General features: G+C 59.0%; 17 protein-coding genes and 1 pseudogene. 4 read left to right on the top strand and 14 right to left on the bottom strand.

From position 1 onward, the window contains the following. Window positions 1-33: 33 nt before the first annotated feature. Together AOZ53_RS17915 and AOZ53_RS17910 are read right to left on the bottom strand one after the other, a co-directional pair. Window positions 34-582, bottom strand: a complete 549-nt coding sequence (locus AOZ53_RS17915) for a hypothetical protein (RefSeq protein ID WP_054485450.1) — start codon at window positions 580-582, stop codon at window positions 34-36. Between the two features lie 51 nt (window positions 583-633). Continuing rightward, the gene (locus AOZ53_RS17910; RefSeq protein WP_054488779.1) at window positions 634-1,176 is read right to left on the bottom strand and encodes a helix-turn-helix domain-containing protein; all 543 of its coding nucleotides are present in this window, start codon (window positions 1,174-1,176) and stop codon (window positions 634-636) included. A 778-nt stretch (window positions 1,177-1,954) separates the two neighbouring features. Between AOZ53_RS17910 and AOZ53_RS17905 the strand changes: the two genes are divergently transcribed. Both AOZ53_RS17905 and AOZ53_RS33515 read left to right on the top strand, forming a co-directional pair. Then, the gene (locus AOZ53_RS17905) at window positions 1,955-3,289 is read left to right on the top strand and encodes a DUF5623 domain-containing protein (RefSeq protein WP_006227456.1); all 1,335 of its coding nucleotides are present in this window, start codon (window positions 1,955-1,957) and stop codon (window positions 3,287-3,289) included. Between the two features lie 170 nt (window positions 3,290-3,459). Further along, entirely contained in the window at window positions 3,460-4,404 is a 945-nt protein-coding gene (locus AOZ53_RS33515; protein WP_006227457.1) for a glycosyltransferase family 9 protein, read from the top strand. Window positions 4,405-4,473: 69 nt separating this feature from the next. Here AOZ53_RS33515 and AOZ53_RS17895 read toward each other — a convergent pair whose 3' ends face one another. From AOZ53_RS17895 to AOZ53_RS33495, 6 genes and pseudogenes are all read right to left on the bottom strand, one after another. Further along, window positions 4,474-6,750: an SNF2-related protein gene (locus tag AOZ53_RS17895; RefSeq protein ID WP_006227458.1), complete on the bottom strand. Its 2,277-nt coding sequence runs from the start codon at window positions 6,748-6,750 to the stop codon at window positions 4,474-4,476. A 737-nt stretch (window positions 6,751-7,487) separates the two neighbouring features. Then, complete coding sequence (locus AOZ53_RS33505) at window positions 7,488-7,931, bottom strand: hypothetical protein (protein ID WP_006226471.1); 444 nt, start codon at window positions 7,929-7,931, stop codon at window positions 7,488-7,490. A 242-nt stretch (window positions 7,932-8,173) separates the two neighbouring features. Then, window positions 8,174-9,295, bottom strand: a pseudogene (locus tag AOZ53_RS17890) (DUF6094 domain-containing protein); the annotation flags it as partial. A gap of 54 nt (window positions 9,296-9,349) precedes the next feature. Further along, a complete protein-coding gene (locus AOZ53_RS17885) occupies window positions 9,350-9,976 on the bottom strand; it encodes a DUF3275 family protein (protein WP_006226469.1) in 627 nt (208 codons plus the stop codon). A gap of 483 nt (window positions 9,977-10,459) precedes the next feature. Continuing rightward, window positions 10,460-10,816, bottom strand: a complete 357-nt coding sequence (locus AOZ53_RS17880; RefSeq protein WP_006226467.1) for a hypothetical protein — start codon at window positions 10,814-10,816, stop codon at window positions 10,460-10,462. Between the two features lie 91 nt (window positions 10,817-10,907). After that, the gene (locus AOZ53_RS33495) at window positions 10,908-11,516 is read right to left on the bottom strand and encodes an outer membrane lipoprotein (protein WP_006226466.1); all 609 of its coding nucleotides are present in this window, start codon (window positions 11,514-11,516) and stop codon (window positions 10,908-10,910) included. A 298-nt stretch (window positions 11,517-11,814) separates the two neighbouring features. On the opposite strand from AOZ53_RS33495, the gene AOZ53_RS34220 reads away from it, so the two are divergent. Both AOZ53_RS34220 and AOZ53_RS17870 read left to right on the top strand, forming a co-directional pair. Continuing rightward, window positions 11,815-12,432, top strand: coding sequence for a hypothetical protein (locus AOZ53_RS34220; RefSeq protein WP_124260339.1), 618 nt, complete (start codon window positions 11,815-11,817; stop codon window positions 12,430-12,432). 525 nt (window positions 12,433-12,957) lie between these two features. Beyond that, the gene (locus AOZ53_RS17870; protein WP_006226465.1) at window positions 12,958-13,419 is read left to right on the top strand and encodes a DUF3577 domain-containing protein; all 462 of its coding nucleotides are present in this window, start codon (window positions 12,958-12,960) and stop codon (window positions 13,417-13,419) included. Between the two features lie 478 nt (window positions 13,420-13,897). Here AOZ53_RS17870 and pilM read toward each other — a convergent pair whose 3' ends face one another. From pilM to AOZ53_RS17840, 6 genes are read right to left on the bottom strand one after another with little or no spacing between them, the layout of a single operon-like run. Next, entirely contained in the window at window positions 13,898-14,350 is a 453-nt protein-coding gene (pilM, locus tag AOZ53_RS17865; RefSeq protein WP_006226464.1) for a type IV pilus biogenesis protein PilM, read from the bottom strand. 40 nt (window positions 14,351-14,390) lie between these two features. After that, a complete protein-coding gene (gene pilV, locus AOZ53_RS33490) occupies window positions 14,391-15,629 on the bottom strand; it encodes a shufflon system plasmid conjugative transfer pilus tip adhesin PilV (RefSeq protein ID WP_006226463.1) in 1,239 nt (412 codons plus the stop codon). After that, on the bottom strand, window positions 15,626-16,621 hold the full coding sequence (locus AOZ53_RS17855; protein WP_006225788.1) for an ATPase, T2SS/T4P/T4SS family: 996 nt from the start codon (window positions 16,619-16,621) through the stop codon (window positions 15,626-15,628). The genes pilV and AOZ53_RS17855 overlap by 4 nt, the downstream gene beginning before the upstream one ends. Further along, window positions 16,621-17,184 carry a type 4 pilus major pilin gene (locus AOZ53_RS17850; protein WP_006225789.1) on the bottom strand — a complete coding sequence of 188 codons (564 nt, stop codon included), beginning with the start codon at window positions 17,182-17,184 and terminating at the stop codon, window positions 16,621-16,623. Before AOZ53_RS17850 ends, AOZ53_RS17855 begins: the two co-directional genes overlap by 1 nt. Before the next feature lie 51 nt (window positions 17,185-17,235). Next, window positions 17,236-18,285, bottom strand: coding sequence for a type II secretion system F family protein (locus tag AOZ53_RS17845; protein ID WP_006225790.1), 1,050 nt, complete (start codon window positions 18,283-18,285; stop codon window positions 17,236-17,238). Further along, on the bottom strand, window positions 18,272-19,975 hold the full coding sequence (locus AOZ53_RS17840) for a GspE/PulE family protein (protein WP_054485455.1): 1,704 nt from the start codon (window positions 19,973-19,975) through the stop codon (window positions 18,272-18,274). Before AOZ53_RS17840 ends, AOZ53_RS17845 begins: the two co-directional genes overlap by 14 nt. Between the last annotated feature and the right edge of the window lie 4 nt (window positions 19,976-19,979).

The following is a 19,979-nucleotide window of genomic DNA, read 5'->3' as shown; positions in this document are numbered from 1 at the left end:
CCCCTTCGGGGGCCTTCGCTTTTTCCGGTCATACTATTTTCGAGGCGGGCGCGGCTTGATTCCGTCAAGCGTCAGTTCGATCAAACGCGTGAACTTGATGGAGCCGTGGATTGGCGGCTGTTTTCCCGCGTCCAGCTCGTAGGCGCTCTGGATGGTCAGGAGCACTGCGAGACCGTCGGCGTCCTTGATTCTCCGCACGTTGAAGAAGACACCATAGCTTCCGGTAGAGCCTTCGGCGGTCTCCACGTCGATGGTGACGTAGTTCTCATGCTTGGCATAGCCGCATTTGCGTTTGGCCAGCTCGCGAACAATGAGCGGTAAGCGCGGGGACAAAGCATAGCGGTCATGGCAAAACCTGCGGACCTCGCGCTCATCCTGGTACAGATCCGGGGCATGCTCGGTAACCTCATTTCCGTGCGTGAAGCAGTGCATCGCGAAAGCTACACGGATTTCTACCGTCCGGCCGTCAGTCGTTTCCAACTGGTATCGGAAAGGATGCAAGTGGTTGAGCGGAAAGGACCGGCCTTCGGCGTCAACATATGGTGCCCAGCGCATCATTCCTTCGTTCCAGTTGGCCCCCATTTTTCTTTCCGTGTTTTGAGTTGTGCGAGGCGGCGAGTATGCCTCATCTGGTCACATTTTCTGGTTAGACGCGCTTGCAGTGGTATGTGTGCGCTGTTCCACATGGACGGCGTTCCGCTTAGCGAAGGTGATGCGTTCGCCGATGTAGAAGCCACCGAATTCTTGGCCTGCTTCGGGGTGCCCTGGGAATCCGATAACAAAGCCGCCATACGACTCCTCGTCGATCAGGCCGTCATGCACGCGGTCCAGCCACACTCGGGCTTGGATCATCGGGCCAACGACAGGCTGTAGGTGGACGAAATCACCTTGCTCAATGGTGTCCCGTATCGTGTCGCTGTCGAGATCCCAAGATCGGGTGGCGCCATCTTCCGGGATGAGGAAGTCCGAGGGCAAACGGTGGCCACACATCTGTAAAAAGCGCCACGTTGCCGGCGGCATCGACTGCTCACCTGCCTCCCAACGTTGCACTTGGCGTAGGCCAACGCCAAGAATGGCCGCCGTTTGCGCTTGCGTGCGGCGAGTTTTCCCCCGCAATTTCTTGAGGTCTTCCGACGTGGGCCTCATGGTGTCCGCCAGGCTGAGATTCTGGTTCATGTCTTGCTCCGATCGGATGCGTCTAATAGACGCGACTTAGAGCCGTAATTTCACTATAGCGACTAATAGACGTAAGGGCAAGTCGGTGTCGAGTCACCGCCAAAGCTGTGGCCGCTGCCGTGCAGGCCCGTCAAGAGAGGGCGCAGCTCTAGCTAGCGGGATAGGACGACATAGGTTTACTGTGCAAACATACAGTATTCGCCTATGCCGTTCAGATCTCCTTTATCCCTCGCTGAGCTCCGCGCTATTCAGGACCGTCATCGTGGCTCTGATGGCAAGATCTCCGACGCAGACGTGCTCGCCCTGCTGCTGGAGGTCAAGCGGTACCGCTCGTTTGTGCTGCGAACGAAGCAGTTGTCGAGCGAGGTTCAAACGCCCTTCCGGCGTTCTAGCCCCTGTCTACGATGAATGGTGGGAAGCGCTCGCGGCGGAACCTTGCGTGGCTGAACAGGAGCTGATGGTTCGTGAACTGCTGGAGGGGCCCGGTAAGCTACGCAAAGGCATGGCGCCACGGTAGGCGGCAAGTGTGGAACTCCACACAGGAACGGAGCTGATTCTACCGGTTGGCCGACAGGTGCCCCGTCCCAGCGCACCCGCTGCCAGGCCTGATTGACTTCAACGATTCGTGAGGAGTAAAGTCGATCTGCGCTGGCACGCGCAGGACGCCGTCTTCCGAAGCTCCTAGAGCAGTGCTTTGATCTTCTATTGGCCGATGCCTTCCTTCCGGCCTTTCAGAGCGACGGTGACTCTGTAAACGGGGCCTTAAGGATCGAAGCGCATGAATACCGCCAGCATTAAGCCGCTCTCAGTGAACGGCATCAAGCAGCTCGCCAAGAAAATTAGCCGCGAGCAAAACATCACCCACACAGACGCTCTCAATCTTGCCAGTCGCCAGGCTGGCTACGAGAACTTCGTGCACGCGAAGCGCCAGCTTCCCGTCGCAAGTGCACCGCGCGGGTTTCCCGTCTACATCTCCGTGCACTGGTTCACCCGGCGTCCGCGCAAGGACGATCAGACGCCCAATGGGCTGAGGCATGGCCGAGAACTGCTATGTGTGCACCTCTCTCGTCCATTGCCCGAAATCGTGGCCAAGCACCGCGTCGGCCACGCGCGTGGGCTCTACGGCTTCCGGATGGAATACGTCGATCATCTGGAACACCGGACCAATGTGGACAACCAAGAGGCGGCTCGGGACCTTCTACTGAAGGCGGAGCGCAGCTTGCGCTTCATGGAAGCGACAGGCCTGCAACCAGTATCGACCAAGAAGTTCGACGCCATCGCTAGCGTGCTGAACGGCATGCCCGGCAGAGACCATAACTCGGACTGGTTCGACCCTGTGAGCGGGAGCTATGTGTGCCTGGACGAGCCGTATGCGGCTGAGGTCAAGCGCATGGAGGCCAAGCGCGCCCACTGGCTGCAGAGTAATGGCTGCAAAATGGTGGTGCCCAAGTGGGAGGGCATCTACTACGCCGGCGAGTGCATTCCTCTCCTGATTGGCCTGGACGGCGCCCTGCTGCAGCGTGTTGCTGACGCGTTGGCCAATCTGCGCCCCGTCGTGGAGCCCCACCCGTGGCCACACGAGACGGGCAGGTGCAATGACGATTTTGTCAGTCCTCAACGCGAAGCGGATGCAAAGCCGCGCCGGCGGCGGCCGGGGCCGTCTTACGGCGAATACAACGGCGCGGTGCCGTATGGTGGCCAAACCGGTATCCCGTCGCGCTGGCGCCCGGCCAAAGCGATGCCAATTGAGCTACATCTACAACTTGCCCCTCTAATGCGAGGCCTGTCGGCCATCGGGTTTTCCAGCCGAGTCCACTCGAAGCTGGGCGCTGCCCGTTCCGAATTGGACAATTGGTGGCCATTGGAACACCGGGATGAGCAGGGGCGGGCCTTGGACGATATCTACTATGGAGGGCCGATCGCAGTGTGCGGCGATTCGGACATGGAGCGCCTGGCGATGCTCACCGAAGCGCGTTCCATCGTCGTGCGCGGCTACGACGACTGCAAGCCGCGGCGCACACTGCTCGCGGCTTTTGACGCGGGCATCGCTGAGCTGCAGAAGGTTGAGCGCATCCGCGCGGCGGCGAGCCCAGGCGCTAGCGCTGCGATCTGACGTCTCGCGACAAGCGCGCTCGCTGCAAACAGCCCCCGAAAGGGGGCTTTTTGTTGGCAGCGCTTCGCGCCAGCACAGCCTATAGGCCACGGTGCAGCCTCGTGATAAATTGCCGGCGTCGTGCCGAAAACGACCATAAATCCCCGCCTACTTGTTTAGGTGTCCGGTTTATGTCTGATGTTGTGGTTTTTGTCAGGAGCCAGCCGAGGTTCGGCGATCAAATCGTAGCTTTTCCAGCGCTAAGCCTTCTGAAGAAATTTTGGCGTGAAAAGCGCGTCCGTGTAGTGTCCCGGTACGCAGTTGGCCACTTTTACACGAGCCTGCCGTGGGTGGACGAATTCGTCCAAGCGGATGCGTTCGCGGCGCAAGTGCGCGCGCTGCCACGCCGAGCTCACGCTTCCTTAAGTCTTCACCATTCTAGCGAGCGCTACTCGCTGATTAACCTTATTCGGCGGCCAGCGCTGCGCATGGGATTCGAGAATGGCCGGCTGGGCGATCGCGTATGGACCCACAGTCATCGAAAAGACATCAATGAGTACATTGGGCTTGCAAATCTGCGCCTGCTCGCGACGCATCAGGGGCATGAGCCTGAGCGAACTGCGCGTCAGGCATTTCTGGAGATCTCCAAGCCGCACGTCGGGAAGGTCACACCGGCCGATATCGTTTTCATACCGGGCGGTGGCGCCGGAGATTTCAAGCGATGGGCGTTGGACCACTACGTGGCGCTCTCGGATCTTCTTCAAAACCATTTCGCCGGATCTGCAGGGTTCACCTTCGTTCTGGGTCCCGACGAAGGAAGAATGCGGGAGCACATTGCATACCTAGGCCGAAGCGACTTCAAGATTGAGTTCTGTCGGCCGCCAGCAGAGCTCGCCGCGCTCATGCGCAATGCCCGCCTGGTCGTATCGAATGATTGTGGTCCGTCGCATATCGCCCAAGGCCTGTGCGTTCCATATGTCGGAATCTTCAATGAGCCGAATCCAGAATGGTTCTGGGCGCGAAGGTACACGCGGGATGTGGTTCCGGACAACGGAACGGACGAAATCAACTCTATCGAGCCGGCGCGAGTTCTAAGGGCGTGTCTGGACGTCCTTGGCGAGCGGCGGCGCGCGTAGCGCTACATCTTGCAAAAAAAAAGGCCACCCCGGGTGTGGGGTAGCCTGTCCTGAGAGAAAGCACCGAAGTCAGTTAACCAACTGCTTCGCAAGGGCGACTTCAATGCTGTCACCCCCCTGATTCAGGATATCGAGCCCTGAGTCGGGCATATCGCCAGATGTGGATTGAGAGACTGCAATCTTCTGAGCCATGAGCTGCAGGCAGCGCATCTGGGCGGTGCCCTGATAGCCAAGAAAATCCACGTCCACGTCTCGCGTCTGCCCGATCCGCCAACTACGCCTTGCGGCCTGCTGCAGTGTGTAGACGTTGTAGCCGGTCTGCATGAACAAGATGGTCGGAAACTCCAACATATCCAGGCCTGTCTTGACCAACTCCGGGTTGCAGATCAACGCATCGATCCCTCGGTCGACTTGCTCCATTACCCAGTCCTCCCGCTTTTCCGCGGCCACACTGGAACGAAGCACGGCACTGCGCACGCCGGCCTGGTCAAAGAGTGCCTTTAGCCTGGCCGATGTGTCGCGTGTGCCCGTGTACGTCGTGTAAACGAGCGTACGACGGCCTTTTGCAGTCTCCCGTCGCACGCGCTCCAGCAATGCGTTCTCTTTAGGCGACGCATCCTGGTTGCCGTACAGCGCTGGAAGGCTAGCAAGCAGCGACTTGGTATGAGGATGCCGAACCGTCTCAGCCCGAAAGCAGCATTCTGGCCAAGCGAGAAGTGCATTCAGAACAACTCCCATGAGCGACTTGTCACCAGCACGCAGTGCCCGCCGCAACTCGTCAACCAGCGTGCGCTCCAGATAGTGATACGCCGCCTCCATGTCGGGCGACATAGCGACTTCCACCATGCTCTCGCGATAGGGCGGCAGCACGTCCTGACCGAGCTGAGACAGCTTCAAGAACGCCGTGTATGGGACCACATACCGCATGATCCCCTTCGGACCAAAGCCCGGACCTTTGACGGTGGAGATGGTCCTCTTATCCCCCTTTGCCGTTCGATGAGATCCCGAGTTCGATTCCTTGTGGATGTCGATGAGGACGCCGTGTTCACGCATGAATGCCATCGTCGCAGATGCCATCGACCCCTTTGAGTTGAAGTTATACCCGTCCTCTATCATCATCCGCGGGTGGAGGCGATAGAGGAGATGGTATAGGTCGTCCGCGTAGCCTCCCATCAGCGTTCCGGTCAATGCCAACGCCTTTGAGCACTTGCGCGCGAGCACGCCCATCGCCTGGCCTTGAGCCGAACCTTCGTTCTTGTACTCGTGACCCTCGTCTGCAATGAGCAAGCCAAAGTAGCCTTGCGGAAGATACCGTTTGATGAACTCAGTCGGTTGGAATCCGCCTTGTCCGAAAGACACTTCGGTATAGGCGAGTGCCCGTTCCATGCGCTTGGCCTGGCGATCTGAAAAGACTAAGTCGCCTTCATCGTCCATCAAGTTGATGAACTCGTAGACGTTGTCCTGCAGCATGTCGCCGAGCATTTCCTCGCCGAAGCGAGAAAGCAAGCCGTCCGCAGTGCGGGGGCCTACCGTGGGCATTTGAACGAGTGCATTTTTGACCATGTCCCGGTAGCTCATGGGCGTCGCACGCTTCGGAACGAGCGTCCAAAGGCGCTCGCCGCAATTGCACGCGGTGCGCCGCTCGTTCAAGGCCGCCGTAGCCAGCGTCGGTGTGAGCGGTACACCATCCTCGTCGCACACGAACTGACCGCATCGGGGGCAGCAAGCGGCACTTCTGCAAACGCGACCGAGTTCCGAGTCGAAGAGGACCGGCCGTGTTGCGAAGGCAGGGCGCCAATCGAACCCCATCCGCATCCGAACGCGGCCCAAGATGAAGAACTGCGGTGCAGCAGGTCGACCTCGCATGGTCCTGAGCTGAAGCAGCTTCCGAAGCGTGTCTGGACCGTTGAGGATCCAGACTTGTGCGTTCGGTACCGTTGCACGAATCTCCCGCCGCCATTTGTAGACCAAATGAGGCGGTGCAAGTACTAAAGTTCTCGGGAAACCGGCGTGATGGAGGAGCGTGGCCACGAGAATGCCCATAAGAGTCTTTCCCGTGCCCATTTCAGCGTTGATGACGCCGGCTGGCGCATGCTGCGTCAGCAGCGTGGTCAAGGCGTGCACGACGCGCCGTTGAGCCGGGAACGGTGTGCGAGAGAGAGAGTCTATGATCCCGTCCCAGTCGGGGCGGTGGGCTTCGTCAAATATAGGGGGGTTCTGCGCTCGGACGGCCTGCAACAGGCCAGCGCCAAATTTGCTGATGAACTCCGGAAGGGGGATGTGATCGGTTTCATCAAGCTGGGCTTCTTCCAATGCGACAACTTCGTCGTCAACGATCGCGTTCATAATGGTGCTCCAAGAAAAGGGGATTGAGAGACACCAACTCCCCTTCCGGGATGGTGTCCCGGAAGGGAAGAGAAGACGCTGTTAAGCGCTAGGGTGAAGTGTCAGATGTCCATTGCGGACGTAAGAAGAAATTCGCCTCGAAAAGTCCGTGGGAAGACGTACGAAAGTGGGACTAATCCTCCCGACAGGCCGGCAGGCCTCATCATTCAAGTCGGCCAGTAGGTCTGTGCTTAGTTCTCCTAAAAGGAAGTCCCGCCAGTGATCCAAAAGTGGGACGTCAGAGACCTGCTTGATCAGGTCCCATACCAGGTCTGCAGCAGCGCCCGGTGGCTCGTCGCCACCAACGTCGCGTAGCACCCAGCCACTACGCGTAGCTCGGGACGGCTTCAACAATGCGGGGTCATAGATCCAGCAGTGCAGGAGCCCGCCGAAGAGAGTTTGCTTAGGCAGTCTGCCCGAATGCTTTTCGAGCCGCTTCACATCTCCGACAGAGACTACGGTTTCAACGGCTGATGAGGTCGTCATCAGTGTCAATTGACGCAGGCCTCCCTCTTGAACGCCAAGTTGCAGCGATGCGAAGAGCTGCTGCGCGGACCCATCACGGCCATAGAACGACAGAAAAGCAAGGTCTCCGTTAGGAAACCTCACGCAGGCGTCTACAAATAGATCTTGCAGTTCGCGAATGCGGAACATCATAGATGCGCTCCAGAATTTAGATCAATCGCAACGGGTCACAGTTAGGATGCGAGCTCGATAGAAGCCAAGTACGGCAACAGCTCGCGAATCTGCTGAATCGAGCGTGCAGACAGCCTTACCTCAAGCAGGCGGTCGAGATCGACGACTTGCTCGGTTAATGAAGGTGCGGCATCAGAAACCATGCGGCAGAACTGAAGAAGGCTTCGGGCCCTCGAATGGAGCTCAAATTCCTGAACGCTTGCGCCCGGAGACGGAAGCGGGGCGCTTCCCAAATAGGTAACGTATCGGTTCACGCATTCCCCATCCTCATGGAAGTCATCATGAAGGAGTTTTTGCGGGGAATCTTCTGCCCATAGTGTGGCATTCCCGAAAGCCGCTTCGGCTTGCTGCAATGCGGCTAGATCGTTCGGCGCTTCTACGCCGACCTTTATGAGATGCCGATACGCGACTTCGAAAGTTACGATGAAATTTGAGGGCGTTGTCATTGGTCATATCCAAGCGACAGCGGGCACCCTGCGGGAGGTTGCCCGCAAGGGTTAAGAAAACACTCCAGGTCTGGAGGACCTTGGCCTGGGCAAAAGCCCATGGAGCCGAACCAAAAGGATGCCGGTTACGCCGGCGGCGGCCCAGTAACGCTGGGCTTCGTGGAACGCTGGCCTAAGTGCATGGAGATACGCTTAGGGCAGCGCCCTCGCGAACGCGAGGGGCTGTTTCAATAAGGCTTGAGTCACCGGATGTTGACCAGACGGCCCAAGCGCGCTCCTGGCGTGAAGTCGATTCCGACGATGGTCGGTACGAACTTGTCGCGCATCACGATCGTGGTGCGAACATCGCCATTGCTGGCTTCTTCAAGCTGAACTTCCTGGACTTTGACCTTGATCGTGTCTCCCCGGATAAGCAGCTTGGTCCCGTCGTCGCCCTCCACTACGCCACTTATCTGTCCGGCCGCGAGCGCAAGCGCAAGATGCCAGTCAGAGAGGTTGCAGAGCGGGCGTCGATGAGTGACTTCACCGGTCGAAAAGAAGCGTCCGAGCTGCGGCCATAAAGTCGAAGGTGCTATGCGTTGAAGCTCGTCACGTAACTGTTCGGCGTCGATTTTCGTGGACAGAAATGCGAGCTGACCGGCAACGTGCGGCACAAGATAGGGTGCAGTGGTCCATTCAGCGGGTAGCTCGGACGGAAGTGCTCCTTGCCCAATTTCGACCAACCTTTTCACAACATTGGGGTCAGGTGAGTCGGAACGCCTCTTTACACCGAAGACGACAAGCTGCCGAAACTCCTGCTCAGGCGCCAAGTGGGCCCGCACCCCTTCAAAGTTCCGGGAGATCATGGTCGCAAATTGCTTGTCCATCACATAGTGTGGGACGATCAAGACCAGCACGCCGCCGAAAGCGAGCGATGGCACCGCGGCCTGGTAGAAGACCTTTTCCAAGCGGTCATAGTGCCGGTCGCCAGTGTGCCCCTTGTCGGCCACCACGGCTCCATAAGGGGGATTTAAGAACAGGAGGCTCATAGACCGCGCTGATACAAACACATCGTGGACATCAGCGTGAAGTGCTGACGAGAGGAGCTCCTTTGCGTGCCAGGCGCGGCTCCGGTCAAATTCGACGCCATACGTCACTGTGGACTTTGAGGCATGAAACGCGTCCAGAGCGGAAGCCACCCAGTTAAGGGCGCTTCCTTCTCCGCAGCAGGGGTCATAGAGCCTTGCCCCCGCATCAGGATCGAGCAGCTCAAGGGCGGAGCAAACTCGCTTCAGTGTCTCCTCGTCGGTTGGAAAATAGCCGTTGCGAATGAAGTTCTGCGCGAGCCTAGGAAAGATAAGTGCCATGGGGTTCTGCCTGTAGTGGAGGTTTGAAGCGCGGGCCGGCTGAAGCCGGACCTGCGCATCGAGGGATTGGTGTTATTTGACGTGCCAGGTTTGAGATGCAGCACGGAAGCTGTAGTTGAGTCGCTTCCCGAGCCAATCGCGCTGCGACCGGAACAGCGCGCGGTCGACCGACGGATCTAGCTTTACTGGCTGCCGGGCTTTGATCAGCTCCGTAAGCTCAGCGCCGAAGACTTCCAAGAGCTCGCTGTCCTCGAAGGGCACGCTTGACGCCGTGGGCTGCTCGGCGGTCGCAAGTGGAGCGCTCGCTGCGGGAGGAGGAGGGGCCTCTTCCGCCGACAAGACCTTTGGAGTTGCGGCCTCGCTCTGCGTAGCGATCGATGGGGAACTGCGTTCTTCATCCGCTGGATCGGGCTCGGTCGCCTGAGTGGCAATCTCCGAGTCGCCAGGGTCGTCGCTGTCTAGCATCACGTCCGCGAGCATGGCGCGAATCTCAATTGTGATCTTCCCGTACCACGTGTATGAGTGCGGATAGATCTTCGAGATTAGAAACTCGCCGGGGTAGGAGCCCGACTGAAACTGCTCCAAGATCTTGTCCTTGATTTTGAATTCACCGATTGCGGTTTGCAGCTCACCGACATTGAAGTCGCCGTTGCCGCCTCGAATCGTCTTGACCTCCAGCGTGCCGGGGATCTTGATCATGGTGTTGCTCCAGAAAAAAAAGCGGCCCCTTAGGGGCCAAGATGAATGAGAGGGGCTGCGCGGGAATGCAAACCCGCGCGAGGGATGGACTGGATTGCGTCAGGCCCTACGAATTCGCGGTTCCTGTGGCAGTTTCCAGAATTTTTACGTCACTTCCGAAGATGCGTCGGGGTTGAGGTGCTGCTCAAGTTTCGTTTTGATTTCTTGCGCAACACCTCTCCATGAATGGGGGTGGATGAGATGATTCTCAGGCCAGTTTTGGAGATCTTCGTCGCTGAACTTCGCGACGCTCGTCGCGTGCTTGAGGAGCGCGTCTACGACAAACATTTGAGCGAGCGGGCCATAGGAGGAGAACTCCATTAAGTCCGTGACGCACTCAACGTTTGTCATTCTTTCTCGGTTTGAGTGGTGAGGCATAGTTGGGCCTTTAAGAGGGAGGCCCCCCAATCGGGAGGCCCCGATGGGTCAATGAGAACAGCAGTCTTAGATCGGATGTTCGGAGAACGTGCCATCCGCCTGGTGTGTGACGAGGCGGTTGCCCACGTTATTGCGACGATCCGCAAGCACCTCGACGTACATGCTCTCGGGAAGGGTAATGCCGAGTCGATGCAAGACTCCGCGGAAGTAATCGAGGTCCAACCCAAAGGGATTTCGCTCGTAAAGATTTGAATAAAGGAAGTCGCCGCCGAATTCGCCGTCGTCGTCTGCATCCGGATCAGTGTCAAGAAGCTCGACCGGCTTCGGTATGACCAGGAAGAAATGGCCCATGGGGCGGTCCCAGCCTAGATTGACCGTGATGGCATGGCCGTTGTGCAGGGTTTTGAAGAAATGATTGCTCATCGCAAGCTCCGAAGAAGAGCCCACTCGCCCGTTCGGGCGTGGGCCCGGTAGGGGAAGGAGCAGGGCGTCCAATGGGCGCCACTGCTTGGGTTTAAATCGGGATGACGCGAACTGCGCCGGCACCGCTCAGGACTTGGACCCGTTGGCCAGGCTTGAGCGGGATGTCAGCCTCCTGCGCGATTGCTTGGGTTTGACCACTATCGAGTCGTACAACGACTTCGATGCCAGCGGCTTCGGACACCTTGCGTTCGACAGAATTGCCGGCGATACCGCCGATGAGCGCGCCTATGGCTGCCGCGACATAGGACCCCTTGTGGTTTCCGATGGCGCTGCCCGCCAATCCGCCTAGTGCGGAACCTGCTGCCATGCCTGCCCCGGAGTTGTAGCCGGCCTGAATGGTGATTGGTCGTGCCGAAATGACCGTCCCCGATTGGACCTGCTGCACCTGCTGAGCTTGCTGGTAGCTGTACACGCCGCCTGAGGCGCTCTGATTTGCACATCCGGCGAGAAGGCCGGTCACCGCGATCGAGGTGACAATAGCCGCACGTCGGGTGTTGCCTCGGCTATGCGTGAAGCCGTGGGCGCATGCGCGCACGGCCACGTAGGCCCGCGGTGCCAGGGAAATAGCCCCCCAGACAATGGCGCCGACGCAGATGCCAAAGGCGATAGAAAGGCTTGCAACGCTGAACGTTGAACTCATGTCGGTTCTCCTGAATGAAAAAGGGGAACCGCCGCCCCATTCGGGGAGGAAAGTTCCCCGATGGGCTGAAAAGACACTCCTGGTCGCTAGGACCTGCGGTCACCGAATGGTGGAGCCAAACCGCAGCACTGCAAAAGATGCCAGATGAGCTCTGACGGGCATACTGGGCGGAATCCTACACACAATCTCAACGGTTTGGCAAGAGGGCTACCGAGCTTTTTTGGAGCTTGCCGCCGCTCTATGATGGTTGCGGTGCTGCGGTGGCAGCGTCCTGTTTTGCCGTGGCTTAGGAATAAACTTGAACTCCGTATTTTCAATCCCGAAGTACGTGACACGATCGGTGTTTGCGGGGCTCGGCCTGGTCGCGGTGATCGCACTGTCTGGTTGCGCGACAACCTCCGGTGCCCTGCATGTCGCGCCGGAGGGATTGGACTTCGACTACACGGTCAGTTCGGACGGCGGCCACGTTGCGGTACGCGCATTTGGTGACCATGGAAAAATCATTCTGGTCCTGGACCAGCCGTTGCCGTCGAAGCTGCGGTCGGTGCCAATTGAACTGCCAGGAGGGGCTCGGGGAGATGCCGAGGTGCGAGGCAACTACGTTTTTGTACCTGGCAGGCCGGACCGCTTCTCCGTGCTGCTGCCTGCAGGCCGCGTTGATGTCGTTCGATCGTCTGTTCTCGCAGCGGCAGGGTCCGACTCCGACCACATACCCGTCCAAAGCCCACCAACCGCCTCTGGCGACGAGGGCGACGGCGACGAAGTTGAATCCAACCTCGACTGGAGTGCTTCGGAGGTTCAAAACGGCGCTGCAGCTCCGGTCCTACAACAAGGCGGGCCAGTGCCAGCGCGGCCTGTCGGCTATAACGATCTCCGGCTGGGGCCACTGCCGCCCACAGGTGAACAACCTCGATGAAGGAACTCGCAATGAACATTATTTCTCCCTGGGCAAGCAAGTGCCGTGCTGGAACTCAGGCAAGACACGAACGTCTTGGTGACGTGTCAATCCTCGCTGAATGTGGGGATAGCCGAGAAGTCGAAACAGTGACGCTGGACAGCGAAGGGTGCGAAGTGCGCGCTGTCGAAACGGTGCCGGCGGCGGAACTGACGTCGGTCGACCCGTGCCGAGACTTGCTGCCGCGCCGAGCTCCCGCGACCATACTTTCCTTTAAGGCTCCGAGTCCGGAGTGAGGGACTTTCCTCTCTCTCGAAAATTGGTGTGGTGCTGCAGGAAATTCCATTGATTTCTTCATCGCCGAAACGTAAGATGTCGGCTAGAAAGCCGTCCGACAGCTTATGTCGGAATCTTTTGTAGCACTGCGGTTTGGCTCCACCATTCGGTGACCGCAGGTCCTAGCGACCAGGAGTGTCTTTTCAGCCCATCGGGGAACTTTCCTCCCCGAATGGGGCGGCGGTTCCCCTTTTCTTTAGGAGATCCGTCATGGCTCAAGCAAACACCCCCAAGTACTTCGATGCTCATCTTCGTGGCCTCGGCTATGTTCGTCGTGTTCGCGAAGTTAAGCCCAAGAAAGGTGCTCCGTTCCTTGCGTGCAGCATCAGCATCTTTCACGGTGAGGCGCAGGAAGGCAGTGCGGATTCACTCACCTGGCTCAATTGCGACGTAAAGGTCGTCGGCAAAGACGCCATCAAGGTCATGAGCGAAAAGCTTCAAGAAGCCGCGAACGACTCCAGCCGCAAGGTCCTGGCGTCCGTGACCATCGGCGATCCGTACATCGACACCTACAAGATCACGAGCGGCACCCGTGCCGGTCAAACAGGGGTGGTCCTCAAGGGCCGCTTACTGAAGATCCACATGGCGAAAGTTGATGGCGTGATGGTTTATCAGTACGTTGAACCCGAGGCTTCGGCCGATGGCGTTCGAACTGGCACGGATGACAACTGAGTCCTAGCCAACCCCGGAAACTCCACACACGTGGAGTTTTCTTCAATGTGCGCCGGTGGTGCATATTGAAGAAGACTTCGCAGGTTGTTCAGTGCGCGCCGCACTCAAAAAGGCGCATCCCGAATATCTGGTTAGGCTGCTGAACAGGCCAGATGAAAAAAGCAGTGTCCTCCACCCTCAGTCGATTCGGTGAATTGGCGTTCCTCGATCGAAATTGAGCTACCCGTCGCGGCCCTGAACCGGCCGCGGCTCTCTCTTCCGATCCCGGCTCTGTCCAGGGCAGGGCACACTTGGCCCGAGTAGGCTTGCCAGAGGCGACTTCGTCGTCTGTGGCAAGCCTATAGTCAAGCTTACTCGGGCGCCAACCCTATCCGCTATCCCAGGCCAGCAGCGGCCCGTAACGCTCGCAACCTTAGCGCATGAAGCGCTCCAACCCCCGCCCGGCACCGCCGGACGGGGGTTTTTGTTGGCCTTGCGGTTAAAGGACGTACACAATCGCCCCGTCGGGCACACCGGGCGGCAACGAAAGGACTGCCGCCCCGCCAGAAGGCGAGCTCAGAATACCGCTCCTGGCGACGCCAAAGAGAATCGGCAGGCCATCCTCGTCGTCCGGGAACATCCGGTATAGATCTACCGCGCGTCCGCCTGGAAGAAAGTAGATGTAGGCGGTGCCACCCACAACGACATTGCCCGTGCCGAACTGTGGGCTGAACCAGGTCGGAAGGTCGAGCGCCGTGGACGGGGCTGATCCAGAAAACGTTGGGTTAGATTTTGCAAACCTGGCTACTGAATTCGCGTAGATGCGCAGACTGCCTCCGGACACGACCGCCTCGTGCTGCTGCTGCATATCCAACGTAGTCTGCTCCGACGTGGAGGCCAGAGATGCAATTAGGATGAACAGCGCCAGCAGCGGAATCATCAGTATGCTCATAGCTGTGCGTCCTTTGGGACGGGGTCGCCGCCGGAGGTGGTCAAGAGATCCCGCAGCACGTGTAGCCGTGCCCGACGTTGCCCGCGTACAGGCTCTTTCCCATGACGTTGTAGAAATTCTGGTTCCTGCCTGCGCTGGTTACGCTGGTTACGATCATGCCGGCCGGGCACCAAGAGTTGTCCGTAGGGAGGTAATTATCGGCACGTCCCGCGAAGTAGTACTCGCAGCGAAATTGTCCTCCGCCAGACTTTCGCCACACTCCGGCCTGGCAGGATAGGGGTTCACCGATTCCCGTCCTGGCCACCAGGCCGTTTGCTTCGCATGCCCAGCCTTCGTTGGCGACCCCGCCGACGTACACGTATTCGTAGGCGTTGAGGCGTCCGTGAGAATAGGTTTGGCCCATCGAACGTAGTGCCCCGCCGCGGACTTCGCCTGCAGTGACCACATGATTGTCATTTAGAACGCGAAGCCAGCCATCGTTGCCTGCTGTATACCAGCCGCTACGGGTAGATCCGTCAGCGTTCTGTATTACCAGTGCGCTCTTAGTATTGATATTGCCGGAGGCCTCCACGGTCTGAGTGCGAACGGTGCGTGTGTTATTGAGGTCATTGCCATTCATGTCGATACTCGTGTTCATCCGGTTGACCTCTGGCCTCCCAGCGACCGAATTTCGATAGAGATAGTCCGTAACCTGGCCGGCGCTGTTGAAGAACAGCGCGGTGGCCAAGTTGCCGCCGGGCAATGCCAGTCCGAAGCCGGAAACCGGCACCTGCCAGCTTCCCATTGAGCCTTGAGCTATGGCGGGCTGGCGCGCGAGAACGAACCCGCCTCCCTCCAGCAATGCAGCGGTACGACGCAGGTCTTGTTCCGGAATGTCGCCGCCACCTGTCACCAGGAGTGCTTCGAGAATGTTCTGGCCACCCTGCGTTACGCGGCGTACTGCGAGCGTATAGGCCTGGCCGTAAGGATTGAGCGCGGGCAGGGCGGCGGGCAGGTTCCCAGCGTTGCGGATCGTGTCCAGTGAGATCGTGACAGGACCGCCGGCGGTAGCAGCCAGAAGAGATGCATAGTTGTTTTTGACGTATGCCGCAGCGGCGTTGCCCACCTGTTTTTGATGAAATGCCGCTTGGCGGCTTGTGAGCGTGGCCATGTAGTCGGTCTGGTTCCAGAGCCATGCTCCCAGGCCTATCGCGAAGAGAAGGAGCACCAGCATGCCCTCGACCATTGTGAAGCCCGCCTGCTTTCGCCTTGAAGCGGTCAATTGGTAGCGTCGGTTCATAATCTGTTCCCGAAGATGGCAGCGGCTTTCTGCGCTGCAATTTCTGTGTTCAGTCCGGCGAAGTCGCCTTTGCGGATCTTGGCCCGGATGGCAGTGTCCTCTTTGCCATCCAACACCAGCCAGTTGATTTGCAGGCGCTTGGCAATCCCAGTGCCTGTTTTGACTGTTTCAAGCTGTTGGTGAATCACCGCGCTGATGTTGTCAGCCAGCATGGCGTTGAACGACTCAACCGATGCGCCCGAGCCAGCGCATAGCGATTGCAGTTTGGTGAAAGTGAGCTCCGGACTGTCTGCGTGCAGTGTGGTGAGGACGGGCCATCCGTTGCCGCTTACACGGACGACCTCGATTGCGGAGGACGGGTCGCGGGTCTCCCCAAGATAGAAGATGTTCGCGCGAGAACGCAGCCCTCGCATAAGCTGCTCTTGGTAACCGCCATGCTCGCGTGCCACCTCGATTTGAATCGCGCGGCCCCTCCCGTGCATGCCATTCAACGATGTTTCAGGCGGATCAGCCAACGCGATGCCAAGCCCACCATGCCGTTCAAGCCGGTCGATGAAGATCGCATCAGCGGTGGACGTCTTTCCGTGGCGCATTCCTCCCGACACGACGACTAGGCCACTCAGCTTCGGCTGTATCAAATGGTTGAATAGCCGGTCCGCCATACCGAGCGATCTCAGCGGTCGTGTCTTCACATCCGCGCGGGCCAGGATGAATATGTCCTGCGAGTCCACGTCGAAGAGCTGCGTCACCCTGAACTTCTCCTCGCCTAGGGTGGCGGTGAACTCCGACTTCGTCAGTGTCCGCAGTGCCTGCCTGCATTGCTGACGCAGCAGATTGACGTCCGCCTGCAGGTGGCCCGGGACCTTGTCTGAGAGCGATTGACTTCCCTCCAGTTCACGAAGCTCGGCGTAGTCGGGCCCGATGATCATATCGACGAATCTCAGGTCGAGGAGGCTGGTTGCCTCCTCCAAGGTAACGGGTGTGTTGTCCATCAGCGTGCAGTCATTACAAGGTCAACATTGCCGGTGGTTGGGCAATTGGTCATGCTGACGAACTGAGCCGTCCGGGAGAGGTTGGCGCGCAGAGGGATGCAATTGCTGCTGGGGACAGCCCGGTAGGTAATCACGAACTGGGTGGCCGATCCAACGACAGTCACCTCGCCATCCCAACTGTGATACAGCGTGCCCGTCGTCGCGCCGACCATGTTGCTCGGAATCGCGCCGGCGGCTTGTAGCGCCGCAGTTGTGACATTGGCGTACCCATTCATGTCCCGGAGGAGCTTGGCCCCCTTGACGAGCTGGGCGATGTTCTGAGCTTCCGTGTTGTTCTCGGTGTCCTTATTGAGGACGTAGTAGCCTCCAAAGATGGCGCTGGCCACGATAACGGCAAGCAGCATCCACGCCAGGAAATCGGCGACGGAGGCTCCTGCTTGGCGAGCTACCGGCGTGCCGGCGTGAGGAAGCGCATAGCCAGTGACCTTCTGCGAAGCGCCGTCGGATAGCGACTCGCGATCGGCTGGTGCAGCGGTGCAGGAAGGGTCGATGTTAAGGGTCATGTGATGCTCCAATAAACGGGAGTAGTTGTGCAACGCGCCTTCGGCGCGCAGTTAGAAAACTCGATCGCCCATCGCGGCGGTCTGAAGTCCGAATAGTCCGAAGAAAATCACGGCGGCGAGTGCGGTTACGCCAATCAAGCCCAGGAAGAAGATGACCTTGCCCGACGCCTCAAGCCGCAGCGCGGCGTTCTCTGCCGAGTTGGCAGCAAACTCAGACAGCGCATAGGCGAATCCCTCGCGCGAGGCGATTGTGGTGATGTACGCGATCGATTCTTCGTCCGGGAACTTGTGACCTGCCAGGTCTAGCGCGACGCCAAGGTTTTTGCCCATACTGAGGCCATACATAGTGTCTTGCAGGCGCTGTTGCAGCCAGGGGCTCGCGTGCTTATGGATATGCACCATGGTTTGCAGCAAATCCGCACCGGCATTAAGCAGGATTGCGAGATTGGAAAAAAAAACCGCGCCCTGCATGGTCTTGTACGTGGACCATGGGGGAATGCGTTCGAACGCCAGCCTCATTGATCCGGTCCAGTTGGGCAGCGACCAACGGATCGCAAAGCCAACCGCGACAAGGCCGGCCAGGATGAAAATGCCGAAATGCCGGATGGTTTCGCTCATCCAGTAGACAAAGGCGGTGTACCCCGTCCAAGTTGTTGGATCCGAGCCTCTGGCGAAAACTGGGACCACCTTGAAGGAGACAAAAGCCAGTAGCACGGCGGCCATAGTTAGAATCACTGCCGGGTACGCGACAGCGCTAATAATTGCGGCGCGGACACGTGCCTGGCGCTTGATGTGCTTTATGGCGTCTTCGCACCCGGTGGCGATGTCCCCCGCTTTCTGGGCTGAAGCGAGCATAGAGATCTCGGTGCCCGGAAGCCAACCTTCGAGTGCCTCGGAAAACCGATCGCCGCTCATCCCGCTGGAAAGGCGCACTAGCACCTCGTGTGCGAAGACCGCGATAGTCGCCTTCGGGCGGCGACCATTGCGGCTATGCGCCTTCTGAATGTCGACAAGGGCGTCGAAGACCGGAACCTTCGATCGCGCCATGGCGTAGAGGGTTCGGTAGATCACTATGCGGCGACGCGAGCTAAGCTTTGCCATGACGAGAGCTCCGGCGGTTGAAGAGTGTCCGCTGGGCGCGGCGCGTGCGCCTGGCCTTGCGCGGCCCTATGCCTTCAGCGAGCCAGTCGTCGCTGTCTAGCGGCCGAACCATAAGCTCGCCGAGATCCGGATCCACGCGGCCTGCTTCGATCAATCGGATCAGATGCCCGCACTGGGTTACGCCACCCATCTCCTGCACCCAATATTTCTGCGCAGCGAACGTCCCGTTCTTACGGTAGACCGACATCAGTGAGGGGGTCGGGGACACCACTTCGGCGCAGACGGTACGTCCGACCAGGCCGCGGCGGCAATGCGAGCAGCCCTCGCCTCGAATCCGAACACCCGATACGTCGCAGACTCGCCTAACCCGGTCGCGAAGCCCCGGCTCAAGTTCGCCCTCCGCTTTGGCGAACGGCTTGCTGCAATGCCGACATAGGACCGGAACTAGGGCCTGGTTGATGATGCCGATGAACAGGGTTGGATCGGTGAGCAAATTGCGTGGCACGCCGGAATCTTCGAGCCTGTCAAAAGCGCTCATAGCATCCTTGACGTGCAGCGTTGCAAGGGTAGGGTGGCCGGTTAGCGCTGCGCGGATAGCAGCTCTCACCGAGGCCTTCCCACGAATCTCGCCGATCAGAATCGAGTCCGGATCTGACCTCAGCATGTGATCGATGGCATCGACCCACGCTGCTTCAACGTCTTCTTCGCTGGTGCCTGCCGGGATAATCGGTTCCTGAACTGCCACGTAGACGGCCTCGGCGCCATTGCGGACGGTGACCACCCGAATGGGCTGCTCGACGGGGTCTTCGGCCGTCGCGACGATGAGCTCCCCTTCTGCTTGCAGCAACGCTTGCTTCAGGTAGTGGTTCAGTGTGGTGGACTTGCCCGAGCCAGTGGTCCCTGTCACCAATACGATTCCGGACGTCTTGCGGCCGAATGATCGAATTTGGGCACATTGTTCGGGCAGGTAGCCGAGCTCCGCCATGGACTTCGGCGAGTCTCCGGTATCGGGATAGAGACGGATGACGAGCTTTCGACCGCGTGCCGCTGGGCCAGTCGCAATCCGGCAAACAAACAATCCCGACTGGCGGGCGTAGCGCTCCATGAGTCGAGCGTTCTGCTTTCGGGACGGCTCGTAGTTGTCGGGCTTCTCGCACATCGACGTGTAGAGCGTGGAGATTAGGTCCTCCGCCACGGCGCGGTCCAGGGTGAATCGACTCTCCGGAATGCCGTTGATTCGGTATTTCACATACGTCTTATCGACGTCGGGAAGAAAGTGAATGTCGCTCGCGCCCAGGCTCGCTGCCTCGGAGATCATTCGATTGATCTGTTCTTGCTGGGCGGTCTTGGTGTTTCCGAGGCCTTCGGCCATGGAGAGCGCAGCGCCGTCCTTCGCGGACTGCTGTAGGCGTTTGATCTCGGTGTGACTGACCGTCCGCAGTTCGAAACTTACTCGGTTGAGGCGAAGGCGCGATATGTATGACATCACACGCATATCGTCGCTGTGCTCTTCGTCCACGTACAGGACGCCGTCGTCGGCCAGCACGACGCGGTCGATTACGTACTCAGGCGCCTGCCAGTCCCCGCCGACAGCGCTGAGATTCTGAACTCGGCGTGCAGGCGCCATGGGCGGGGCGAGTGTCTCGTTCTGGCCTTCGGGCGAGTTGGGGGCATGGATGGTGGTGTCCATTTAT

Origin of the sequence: Achromobacter sp. 2789STDY5608621 (assembly GCF_001299375.1) — a bacterium.
GTDB lineage: Bacteria > Pseudomonadota > Gammaproteobacteria > Burkholderiales > Burkholderiaceae_B > Achromobacter > Achromobacter insuavis.
This window is presented reverse-complemented; position numbering and strand designations above follow the sequence as displayed.